13 protein-coding genes are annotated in these 11,480 nt (G+C 42.1%); 4 read left to right on the top strand and 9 right to left on the bottom strand.

Annotated elements, in window-relative coordinates:
* Positions 1-163: 163 nt before the first annotated feature.
* Positions 164-979, top strand: coding sequence for a pyrroline-5-carboxylate reductase (proC, locus tag QXL29_04895; GenBank protein ID MEM2283931.1), 816 nt, complete (start codon positions 164-166; stop codon positions 977-979).
* A gap of 27 nt (positions 980-1,006) precedes the next feature.
* On the opposite strand, the gene QXL29_04890 is transcribed toward proC, so the two are convergent.
* Genes QXL29_04890 through QXL29_04880 form a run of 3 tightly spaced genes read right to left on the bottom strand, consistent with a single transcriptional unit; the run spans position 1,007 to position 2,921 of the window.
* Positions 1,007-1,669: a hypothetical protein gene (locus tag QXL29_04890; GenBank protein MEM2283930.1), complete on the bottom strand. Its 663-nt coding sequence runs from the start codon at positions 1,667-1,669 to the stop codon at positions 1,007-1,009.
* A gap of 2 nt (positions 1,670-1,671) precedes the next feature.
* Positions 1,672-2,631, bottom strand: a complete 960-nt coding sequence (locus QXL29_04885; GenBank protein MEM2283929.1) for an ArsA family ATPase — start codon at positions 2,629-2,631, stop codon at positions 1,672-1,674.
* A complete protein-coding gene (locus tag QXL29_04880; GenBank protein MEM2283928.1) occupies positions 2,628-2,921 on the bottom strand; it encodes a hypothetical protein in 294 nt (97 codons plus the stop codon). The genes QXL29_04885 and QXL29_04880 overlap by 4 nt, the downstream gene beginning before the upstream one ends.
* A gap of 112 nt (positions 2,922-3,033) precedes the next feature.
* On the opposite strand from QXL29_04880, the gene QXL29_04875 reads away from it, so the two are divergent.
* The 3 genes from QXL29_04875 to QXL29_04865 all read left to right on the top strand — a co-directional run bounded on the left by QXL29_04875 (position 3,034) and on the right by QXL29_04865 (position 4,974).
* Positions 3,034-3,732, top strand: coding sequence for a hypothetical protein (locus tag QXL29_04875; protein MEM2283927.1), 699 nt, complete (start codon positions 3,034-3,036; stop codon positions 3,730-3,732).
* A 416-nt stretch (positions 3,733-4,148) separates the two neighbouring features.
* Positions 4,149-4,658 (top strand): hypothetical protein, encoded by a 510-nt coding sequence (locus QXL29_04870; GenBank protein MEM2283926.1) that lies wholly within the window; start codon positions 4,149-4,151, stop codon positions 4,656-4,658.
* Positions 4,648-4,974: a hypothetical protein gene (locus QXL29_04865; protein ID MEM2283925.1), complete on the top strand. Its 327-nt coding sequence runs from the start codon at positions 4,648-4,650 to the stop codon at positions 4,972-4,974. Before QXL29_04870 ends, QXL29_04865 begins: the two co-directional genes overlap by 11 nt.
* Before the next feature lie 9 nt (positions 4,975-4,983).
* Here QXL29_04865 and QXL29_04860 read toward each other — a convergent pair whose 3' ends face one another.
* From QXL29_04860 to QXL29_04835, 6 genes are read right to left on the bottom strand one after another with little or no spacing between them, the layout of a single operon-like run.
* On the bottom strand, positions 4,984-6,321 hold the full coding sequence (locus tag QXL29_04860) for a DUF58 domain-containing protein (protein ID MEM2283924.1): 1,338 nt from the start codon (positions 6,319-6,321) through the stop codon (positions 4,984-4,986).
* A gap of 10 nt (positions 6,322-6,331) precedes the next feature.
* Positions 6,332-7,858: a hypothetical protein gene (locus QXL29_04855; protein MEM2283923.1), complete on the bottom strand. Its 1,527-nt coding sequence runs from the start codon at positions 7,856-7,858 to the stop codon at positions 6,332-6,334.
* On the bottom strand, positions 7,839-8,087 hold the full coding sequence (locus QXL29_04850) for a hypothetical protein (protein ID MEM2283922.1): 249 nt from the start codon (positions 8,085-8,087) through the stop codon (positions 7,839-7,841). Before QXL29_04850 ends, QXL29_04855 begins: the two co-directional genes overlap by 20 nt.
* Positions 8,088-8,091: 4 nt before the next feature.
* Positions 8,092-9,192, bottom strand: a complete 1,101-nt coding sequence (locus tag QXL29_04845) for a hypothetical protein (GenBank protein MEM2283921.1) — start codon at positions 9,190-9,192, stop codon at positions 8,092-8,094.
* 3 nt (positions 9,193-9,195) lie between these two features.
* Entirely contained in the window at positions 9,196-10,425 is a 1,230-nt protein-coding gene (locus tag QXL29_04840) for a DUF4129 domain-containing protein (protein ID MEM2283920.1), read from the bottom strand.
* The gene (locus tag QXL29_04835) at positions 10,422-11,342 is read right to left on the bottom strand and encodes a MoxR family ATPase (GenBank protein MEM2283919.1); all 921 of its coding nucleotides are present in this window, start codon (positions 11,340-11,342) and stop codon (positions 10,422-10,424) included. The genes QXL29_04840 and QXL29_04835 overlap by 4 nt, the downstream gene beginning before the upstream one ends.
* Between the last annotated feature and the right edge of the window lie 138 nt (positions 11,343-11,480).

Raw genomic sequence — 11,480 nt, 5'->3', positions numbered from 1 at the left:
TATTGTTATATTCTAACAACTCGAATCTTACACTATAATGATATCTTGGTTCTCGTCTTTTTGTCTCTTGCTACCTACGTTTCTGTTATTATGTCTATAAAGAGTTATAAGCAGGTAATTTACGAGTTCTTAATAGTGGTGGAGGAGTACGAGTAAGTGTAGTGTGGGTGTCTTAGGCGCTGGTAGGATAGGTTCAGCGATGATTAGAGCTCTCAAGTCTTGCAGGTCTGACTTAGAAGTTTACGCGAGTGGTAGGAGTGAAGAGACTTTAGCGAAAGCTTTAAGGCTTGGTGCTGAGGTGAGTAGAGATAATGCTTACGTAGTGCGTAAATCTGACTTAGTTATAGTGAGTGTTAAGCCTCATAACTTTCTAGACCTTTATAATCAGGTTCCAGTAGATTTCTGGTCAGGTAAGTTAGTAGTTTCTGTGATGGCTGGTGTTAAACTAGAGACTTTAAGCAGGGTTTTGCGCGGGGCTAAAGTCTTCAGGGCTATGCCAAACATCAACACATTAGTAAGTAAGTCAGCTACAGCCATAGCAACCAACGACAACAACTCAGACGACCGCTCTACTGTCGAGAACGTTCTCAGGTGTTTTGGTAGCGTGTATTGGGTTCCCGAAGAATACCTAGATATATGGACTAGTCTAGTAGGTAGTGGACCGGCCTTCATAGCCGAGATAATAGACGGGTTAGTTCTAGGAGCTGTTTCTTCAGGGATGACTAGAGACGTAGCTTATAGAGCAATTCTAGACATGATTGAAGGAACCGTGAAATTACTAAGAGAGCTAGATTCACATCCTATAGAAGTTAGAGACGAGGTAACGACTCCTTCAGGCACTACTATTCAGGGGCTTAAAGTTTTAGAAGCTAAGGGTATAAAGGCAGGCTTGATAGAAGTGATAGAAACTTCTTTCAGGAGGTCTAGAGAGATAGGTATAGAGATAGACAGCTCTATAAAGTCTAAGATAAGCTGGTAGTGCTGCCTCACTCCTTGATTTGCGAGGTTAGTTATGTGATGGCAAGCTTTTACTGATATTTCTAGCAAGAATTTTCAGAGACCCAAGTAACTCGTTCACAGAGCCTAGCTCAGCTCTAGAGACTACCTCAACGGCGTTTAGGCTCTTGTAAGCTGATAATTTAATTATTGGTTTAGGTCTCGAGTCTATTATCTTATTAATTAATTCTAAGTCTCTCGGTTCTTCGTAAAAGACCTCGTAATCTCCCTTACTAGTCTTTATGATAGTCCTGCTCAGTCTTTCTGCCCGAGAGCCCAGGTCCCGCAGCAAGACGTTAAGTATTCTAGACTCGCCTTTCTTGACAGCGTGGAGGTCTCTCAAGACATTTCGTCCAGTAAGTTCTAGCATTATAGTTACTCTATCTTCGCGGTTCAACGCCCTAGCTATCAGGTAGTAGAAGAAGGAATGTCTAGGCGCTGTAGTCAACAAGATGTAAGCGTTTCTCCCGTCTTCAAGCTTATACTTAGCCCTATAACCTACTAAGTACCCTAGGAGCACGTACTCCTTGTCAGCAGGTCTTAACTCTCTCTCAAGTTCGTCAGTAAATTCTTTAATGAACTTGAGCATCTTCCTCCTACCTCTGAAGTACCAGATCACGGAGATAGCTGACGCGATTATTAACGCCGAGAAAGCTATTACTTCAATTATCAAGACTAGACACCCTTAGTTACGACCACTACCTCCCTCAATTTAAGAATGTCTTCTAATTTTGAGGGTGGGTTACTAACGTACGGAATCATGATAGACTTGCCTGGCAAGCTCATGAATTCCTCAATAATAGTTTTTTGCTCTTCGTAAGCCCCTAACTTCACGGCAACGTCTTCTGGAAGAACTTTATTCATTACGAGTAGCTTAGGTGTCGTGGCGAGTTCTTCACTTAAAAACTTGAGAACTTCTCTTAACTCATACATGGGCAGGGGCTCAGGATTTGTTACGACCACGAATGAAGTTCTTGAACGGTTTGTTAATGCTTCTCTAACTTTATTATACTTCTCGCGCATCTCGTATAATTTAACGAGTGCTGGGTCACTAACCTTAATCTCTCTGCCGAGAGTCTTGGCTATGACATACCTGAGTGACACGATCCTTTCTCTTATATTGATTAGTTTCTCGAGCCACAAGAGATAAAGTTTAGGTAGTGTTAGCGTTCTGAGAGAGATGCCCGTAGGAGGAGTATCTATCACTATGAATCTAAAGTCTTTCTTATTATATGCTTCACTCAGCCAGTTAAGGAACACTTCCTCTTCAACTCCTGGAGCATACTTAAGTGCTTTAGTAATGTCTTCTAAGTTAAGAACTGAGAGTGACGGGAATAAATCACTGATGAGGCTCGAGTATCTAGACGTTAATTCTTTAGCTGATGCCTCAATATCTAACTGACTAACGAAGAAATTATCACTTACTTCAAATAATTCTGCAGACTTGCTCACGTTTAAATACTTAAGTATGTGCTTAGCAGGATCAAAGCTTACTAGGAGGGTTTTCCCCAGCTTTCTCAACTCGCTAGATATTAATATTGATGTGGAGGTCTTTCCCACACCCCCCTTACCCAAAACCATGACTACGTGAGGGTCTCCTTCAATAGGCTTTAGTAAGTTGATTATGTCAATCACCACTCACCACCTAAGGAAGCCATCAAGTCTCCTAGCACGTCTTCACCTCTCACAGCTCTGCTCTCAAGAATCTTAATCTCATCCTTGAGGACCTCAAGTAGTTCTAGGCTGAGGATAGGAGAGAGTGTAGCTACCCCTACTAGCGAACCTAAAACGATAGTCAAGAAAGCAGCTTCAAGCTCGTTATGCTCTAACTCAAGAGCACTAACACTGTCTTCAACTATTGCCTGATTAAGTCCCTTAATAAAACTTACCAGCTCTCTTAAAATCTTCTTAATTGTCTTAAGCATCCCCTCACCCCATAAACTTACTTATTCAAACACCTAATAAGTAGGCTGAAACCGACTATGTAGAGTTAGGTTAATTTTCTAGAAGACAAGACTTTATTTGAGGTTAAGCAACTTGCGTGATGAGGAAAAGCTGAGTGAGTGTAGCGAGACTATCAACGTCTTGGTGGTTAAGGCCTCAGACGTAGCTAAGTTGCTGAGTAAGCCGCCTGAAGGCGACGAGGTTTCGCTAAAATTTGGTAAGATTTTCGAGGAGGAGTACGCGCTGGCTAACCACGTGTATTCGCGAGCTTGGTACGCGCAAGTACCTAAATGGTTTGTTAGGAAAGTCGCGGCCAGATTAAGAGCTGAGGGAATTTATAAGCGAGACTTAATTCTCAAGGCTTACAGGGCTTACTCAGCACTCCTCAACGCCGGCGTGATTGGCGAGAAACCTAAGACTAGTTTTAAGAGACTGACCAGAGACTTATTCGTAGCTGCTCAGCCAGACCTCTACGACGAATTTACCGAAACCTACTATGAGTTCAAGCTCTATCCAATAAACGATTATGCTAGGAAGCAAGCCGAGGTGTTCGCCTGGGTCTTAGAGAAACCCGTAGTACTCGTAGGACTCAAAGAAGACTCGAGAGGCTACTTAAGTGCAGAGAAAGAAATCATAACACCTCCTAAAAACTTGAAAATAGATATTAACGAACTAAAGAAAGTTGCTACAGTAGAAGAATTCTGCGCAGACCTTATGATACCTGTCTACCAATACGAGAGAAACTATACTAAATATCTCGAGTATGAAAACTACGAGATATATGAAGAGTAGCAAATTACTCGCACATCCTTATTTAGAGCAAGACACATCGTTTCTTTGCAGATGGCTGTTCACTAGTTTTCGTTGTTCTTTGTGTTTAGCTTCTTAACGGCCTCCTCAGAGCCCCTAACCACAGAGGCTCCCGCGTAGTCGCCCGCGATTCATTACCTTACGGGACAAGGAGACTACAAAACCAATAAACAATCACAAAACATAAAGAAAAATAACCTCACACTCTCAACTCACCCGCTCTTCTTAAAACAACCTGAGAGCCAGCGAACACCATCTAGTCGAGAAACTATGTATTAAGTATTACGTCATTTCCTAATAATACATTTTATTAAGACAACTAAAATTCTCTTATGTTTTACTTACGTCTGTAATTAAATCGCTTGCCTGTAAGGCAAGATTATTATATGGGGCTCTACTTGTCGGAATCTATGCTCAAAGATCTTGAGTCATCTGAAGACTTTGAGAGTAGCCTAGATTACTATATAGTAGAGAATTTCACATTAACGCTGTCGACTTTCTTAGTCGTGAAGCGTTTAGGTTATGAAGACTTAGCTCAAGATATAATCCCCCTAATTAAGTTAGGAGTCGGTGAGCTGGTGACTAAGATATGTACTAACAGATACGTTAACGGCTTAGCTAGTGAGTTAGGAACACACGCGAAGAAGCTGTGGGAGGTAGAGTATAGTGATTCTGAGTTAGCTGACATACTTGAGGAAGCTATGAGTCTAAGGAAGAAGGTAGACTTAGGGATTGCGAGTAAAGAAGAAGCTCGCGATCTACTTATCAGATTTCTAAACTTGATAAAACTGAATCCTCAGGAAACGAAGGTGGTTAAGAACATACTTGAGGATTCAGAGCCCTCACTAGTTCTTCAGTTGATAGCTACAGCTTTGGTTGTTTGTGTAGGTGGTTTAAGTGGGTCTTAATACTTCTAAGCTAGATCCCTTATCAGAACGTCTCATAGATTTCTTAGCTAGGAGAGCCTCAAATAAGAGTATAGATATTGACCGATTAAGAGTGGTGACGGGCTCGTCAATAGCTAAGATATCTCTTGAAGCTATAGAAACTATAGCTAAAGAGGTTTCCAGACTTGAAGGCGCGTCACTCTACTGCAATATTTGCGGGAAAGGACCGTTCACTAAGAAAGGAATGTACCTACACTTGACAAGACTTCATAAATACGAACTCAAGAACATGCTGATTCACGAGCTTAGAGAGAAAATACTTAAGAGTAGCTACTGAAAATCGCTACTAGCTCCTTAAAGCCTCTAAACGCATTACAACCTCGGTCGCAAGATTTTCAGGACCCATAGCTATAACTGGAATCCCAGCATCTCTAATCCTCTTAACACTTCCCAACTCACTTCTAAGAGATTCAAAAACCCTCAACCTATACAGTGCTTTACCCCATTCAGGTAAACCTTTAACTTCATAAGACAGTGTTAAAGGTGTCAGAATATAAGTTATGTGCCCCCTACTAGAGATAAAACTCATGACTTCAAGTAGTTGATCCACGTAATTAGCTAAGAACTTTGAGGTAGCTAACAACAATATAATAGACCTGTCTCTAGGTAGGTGAGGATACACGTAACTAATTATTTCTTTAGGAGATTGAGTATTTAATGGAGAGCCGGAATCTTCAGGACTAAAGAGTATTTCAGAGAATGTCTTGAGTATTAACTGGTACGCCTTACTACCTCTTGCCGGGTAAGTATGTATGTAGTTCTTTCCGAGGAATACATGAACACTCATTAGGTCATTCCTCCTAGCTAGGTACCTAGCTACAGACGCTACGATATTTGAGATGTGCTCGAAGGGTGTGCGACCGTAGATCCCGACGAACGCGTCACTACCCAAGGAGACCACGAATACTATATTCAGGGAAGACTCCTCTTCAGTTATTTTCACGAATGGCTTACCCCATAAAGAAACGTGCCTCCAAGACACTCTCCTTAACTCATCTCCCGGTATGTACTCCCTAACACCGTAAAACTCTACTCCCAATCCAATCCTCTTAGTTCTAGATAGTGCGGCCACCTTAGAAGCTACGAACATTCTTCGCAAAGCTAGTTCAGAAGGTTTCGGGATTACTTCAACGTAGGTAGGCTGACTTAAAAATAATTCAGAAGACCTGAAGAGACCTAGAGGATCTCTAACGACCCCTTTAAGAGGCCCAACAACGTGCTTACCAACTCTCCACTCAAAAACGAAAGGGATTTTTACCGTGCCTTTAGGTGGGACATATGTTACTCCACTAACTCCAGACAATGACTTTAGGTATGGACTATGCAGTAACGTAAATTCTAGAAACGTTATTGGTACGTTAGTCGTGTTCTTTATGACGTACTCAATTATAGCGGGTTCCCCGCTAACGTACGTGGTCTTCTCAACACTTACTAGAGACTTCTGAATAGCGTTAGTAGACATGACTGCATAGAGCCTTAACGTAAGAGAAAGTGATATTAGTCCTAAGCCGGCAAATAAAGTCTCGTACTTGAAGAAAACCCATAAGCTAATTAAAATAGCCGCTAGGAAGAGAAGCCCTGTAAGGCGTTCGGTACCTTTAACGCTTATTGAGGGTAGACTCATCCTCAGCTAGTCACCTCGCTAGTAAGTACTCAAAACCTACGTCTTTTAGGAGTGACGTGCCTAATACATTCAAGATCTCCTCACATTCTATTATGCTCTTCCTTACTTTCCTACCCCACATCAAGACTGGCGGGAAAGCAAGTTTCTTTTTAGCCTTCAAGTATGTTCTGTTAATCGAAGACCAGAAATCTCTGGCTTTCTCGGGATCTACACCACGGCTCACCAGAATACTCACGACTTCCCCGCTATTGAGTGGCACTCCTACAGAGTTCCTGAAGATCTCGTCTACTATTTCGTAGAGCTCTATAAAGTCTTGCTTCCCTAAAGTGATTTTTCCGCTAATCACCTCATCTGCTAAGTTACTAAAGACGACGAATTCCTTACTCTTGACTTCCACTACGGCTTGATCCTTCACGACTTCCGGAACACTCCTGACTAACTGAATTGCTAGTAGAGTGCCTAAGATGAGGGTTAGGCAAGCTAACATAGGAAAACCTAGCGAGTCTAGCCACCTGTTTGTTAAGTCGTTTAGGAAGTTAATTAGTGGCGCAAACCACGTGGCCGGATGGATTAACCTGAATACTGCGTAGAGAGACAGAGTTAAAGGATCTGCGTACTCTAGTAGTGCTGGATTCGTCGTTAAATCAACGTTCTCGTATTTACTAGAATCTACAAGAACTACTACTCCTGAAGTGTCGTTAGTTAAGAAGTTCAGACTCTCTCTTAAAAGCCTCTCATACTTCAGGCCCCACACACCATGACTTAAAACCTGATTAGTAAAGATTGACCCGTCAGAAATTATCAAAGCTCTGTACTTACTTCTCTCTTCAGAAGCTGCAATGACGACTCTCCCTAAGTAGTAGTCAATACGTGTCTCCTTAACTTCTTCAGACACTAATGGCGCTACTGCTACGTAGCTGGTAGTGACTCCCAAAATACTCACGTTAGTCTCTTCAGGCCGTATCTGTATAAACGAGGCCTTATCTAAGTATAATCTATCTATGTAGCCGTTAGGATAACTAAACAATGCTTCAACAAAAAAGGAGTTTGTACTAGTGCTCACGTTACTTAGCGACCACATCGTTAAGTTTACGACGTTGTCCGGCGCCTGCAGTACTATTCTGCCATCAATCCTCAAGTTTAGCCCGGCTTTCTCTAAGAGTGCGTTAGAGTTTCCGGTCTCGTCAGCTAACAGAAATAAGACTGTGTTGCATTTCCTTATGAGAGAATCTATCGAGTCAAGCTCTCTATCAGTGAAGGGCTTCTCAGGCGATACCGTAATTATTAAGGCCTTATCACAGGACCTCACGGTCTCGTTGATCGTGCTCCAGTCTCGAACAAGCCTCACGTCGTTAAACCTCTCCTTAATTATTGAAAGCATCTTGGTAGTACCTAACTTACCTGCGTTGAGTGGTGAGGCGCCTATGGGGAGCCCCAGCTTAGGAGGTCCTCTCTCAGCTATAGTTATTAGCGAAGCCAAAGCTAGAGCCACAATAATAAGCGTAGGTACTAAGACATCAACTTTCTTTTCTTTCATCAGTAGTAGCACCTGACTCCACACTATATACGTAAGCAGTTATCTTCAGGGCCTGTATAGACGAGGCCAGGAACGCGAACCCGGCTAAGGCGGTCAGGAACGACGTCCCGACCATCGCGTTACTCATGTAATACACGGACCACAACATGAAAATTACTGAGAGTATAAATGATGCTACCGCGAACAACATATACACATACCACTTCTTAATTCCCATCTTCACACCCACCACCTCAAGGAACAAAACCAGTAATTTGGAGCAACAACTCACCAACCACTAAAAAATCCTTGTAGTACTTAAAGTAAACCACACTTAAAAATTCATTCATATCTAGTGAGCTAAATTGAGTTACTATTAAGAAGAGGACTACTAAGAAAACAAAGACTGCAACTAACTTATTATTGATATGACCTCTGAAGAATCTGGTTACGTAGCTCAGGAGGCCCCACAAGACTAAGAAGAACAGTATCTCTGCTAAAGTAGGTAGGTAAGTAGTGTAAGGCGAGCTCCTCATAAAGTCACCTAAGAATGAAGATGACCATGGAAGTACCCTCACTGTTAAGTAATTAAGGAGATAGTAGAGTGGTGGGGCCATGTAAAGCGTGAAGATGAGGCTCATTAAAGTGTAGAAGGGATACTTGATCTCGACGTCGTACTTGACTGAAGTACTCAACTCTGACTTAGCTAGGGTTGAGCTAGGAATTACGAAATAAGTTACCGCATCAATGAGATTCAGTGAGAGTTTTACAAAAACAGATACTGCTACTAAAATTAAGAGAACTCTCCCTATCGGGTTGTCACTTAAGAACAAGCTAAACGCTCTTACAGGGGACGTAGCCGGCACAGAGGTCATGAAACTCGTGAAAAGATTTAAATAAAGCGTTATTAGATGCGTGATTAAAACAACAGTAACCGCGAACACCGTGAAAATAACCAAGTAATAAACTCTAGAACCCTTTACAGAAGCCTTAACATTCTTCTTACGACTTACACAAGTAGAGTACGTATCAATTACTAATAAGCTCACTAACCCGAGAATAACTAGAGACAACCAAATAGTGTCTGGCGTCCGCGCAAGAAACGTCGCGACTGAAGTAATGACGTAGAGCCAGTAACTCGGGGTTATTAGCGTCACTAGCGCTAATATTGACGCCACAATCATTAGCAAGTTACCTAAAGTATCTCCGCCAAGATGTAAAGAAAACACTCTCATTAAGCTGTTAAGCAGTCTTCCCGTGAGGGCGGAAGCAAACACTTCAATAATGAGAGTCGAGAAAACTACGAGTATTATCAAACGCTTAACTATCTTCAGTAAGATTATGAGATTCTTCATGCTTTACCTAATCCCCCTCATTAGGTCTTCGTAAGCTCTCCGTACATTATCTATGAAGAGTTTCTCTTCCTGTGCTCCCCACCTGACTTTCTCGTAAGCCTCAGTTATACGCTTAAATGACTCACCCATACTCGAGATATTCTTAAGTACCTTATCAAGGTACTCTCTGTGAGTCTCGTTCGGGAACATAGGAACTCTCTTTTTGAGTAGCTCGACAGAACTCCAGTAAATTCTAATAACTTCAGACTTCACGTTTAGGTCTTCTAGTAAATGACTTCTTATTACGGGTAATCGAGTTAAGACCGCCGCAAATTTCCTCTGCTTAGTGATTAGGTATACCAAGACTCCAGCCAGAACTAGTGTTAGTGGGAGAAACACGGTTAGAGGTTCTAAACTGAAAGAAGGCGTTAGTGCAGGCAGGTCAATACTGAATCGCGGGAACTTCATCGCAGGAACTGAAGGCGTCGGTCTACTCATGCTTCTCAGGAAGCTCTCAAGAGTGTTGGTGAGTCCTTCACTAGCTGAAGACTCCCTACTAAAGAAATCTATCATAGATTTCAGGGCTTCACTAATGTCACTATTTTCGGAAACTCGTAAGTCCGTGTTCGCACTACTTAAAATCTTTAGTGTTGAGTCTGCCAAGCTATTTAGTAAAGCACTCATTAATAGGGCATCTGCTTTCATCGCTAGCTCGCCACCGCCTGTCTCTCTGAGGAAGTAGAGAGCCTTAACGTAGTCCTCGAAGCTGATATTCCCAGAGAGAAACATGTTGTTTAGTTCCTTGAGTATCTCTTCGTTTAAGAGACCGCTCTCTAGATATCTCTGAAGGAGGTCTTTGAGCTCATCACTATCTATGCTTTGAAGGAGTTCTTGAGGGCTTAGAGAGCTATAATCTCTTAAAGCTTCAATCCTGCGAGCGTTTTCCAGGTCTCCGCTCTTATTCAGGAGAGTAGCTAATTCGTTAAGGTCTTCTCTAGTAGCGGGGTTCGTAAGTAGCTCGCCGAAACTCACGTTACTGTTAGCTAAGTCAAAAAGTTCCTTGATGATCTGAAAATATTCTGAGTAATCAGTCGCACTAGTGGTTTCGTTAGTGACGTTGCTTAAGTATTCTGGAAAATCAGGGGTGTGTATCCTTACCACGTCCTCAGCAGTAGCAAGCAAGCATCTTAAAGAGAGTCCTAAGAAAGTGAGTAAGAGTAAGGCTGGAATCACGTTCTTGAAGGCTGTGCTCAAGGCTTCGGAACCTCTACTCTAGCTAGAATATCTTCTATAACTTTATCTGACGTAACTCCGCTAATCTCGTGTTCTGGCTTGATTATTATCCTGTGTGAGAGGACTGGCTTAGCAACCTTCTTAACGTCGTCTGGAATTACGTATCTTCTCGAGTCTATGTATGCTAGAGCCTTAGCTAATCTTACTAGTGCTATCCCTGCTCTAGGAGAAGCACCGAGCCTGACAGCCGGGTGCTTACGTGACTCCTCAACAAGTCTTACAACATAGTCATATATAGCGTCATCTACCCTAATTCTGCGAACTTCTTTAATCGCGTTGAGGACGTCCTCCTTACTTAAGAGTGGCTTTAATGAGTTGAAGTTTTCTTCAATTAAGTCTATTTCTTTCAAGATCTTCTTCAAACCCTCTGTTGAAGTGTACGTGGAGTCTATCTTAGCTAAGAACCTGTCTAGCTGTGCTTCAGGGAGTGGGAACACGCCCTCGAATTCTATGGGGTTTTGAGTAGCTAGTACTATAAAGGGCTTATCTAGCGAGAAAGACTGACCCTCAATACTTACTTGCTTCTCCTGCATAGCTTCAAGCAAGGCTGACTGGGTTCTCGGGGAACCTCTATTAATCTCATCAACTAGTAAAACGTTCGTGAATATGGGGCCTTTCTTAAGTACGAAAGTTCCTTGTTTAGTATCGTATACGTAACCACCCAACACGTCAGCCGGCAACAAGTCTGGAGTCATCTGAATTCTCTTAAAATCTAGGTTCATGAGCCTAGCTATAGTCTTTACAGTCAACGTCTTTGCTATACCCGGCACACCCTCTATCAAGACATGCCCTTCAGCAAGAATTGACGCAATAATTAGCCTCACTTCATTTTCTTTCTCTACTAGAACCTCAGCAGACTTCTCTATTACAGCACTCATGTTCATCCAGATTACCTAAATTAATTAAAGCGGATTATATTAATTAATCTTCCTGACATTTGGACAACATATGAGTAGCGTGTTTTGAGTTGCGGCTTATAATGCTTATATTATTACTCCTATCCTTGTTCTAGAGTG

Source organism: Zestosphaera sp., from assembly GCA_038843015.1.
In the GTDB taxonomy this organism is placed as follows: Archaea; Thermoproteota; Thermoprotei_A; order Sulfolobales; family NBVN01; genus Zestomicrobium.
The sequence above is the reverse complement of the archived record's forward strand: the minus strand, read 5'-3'. Positions and strand labels throughout refer to the sequence as shown.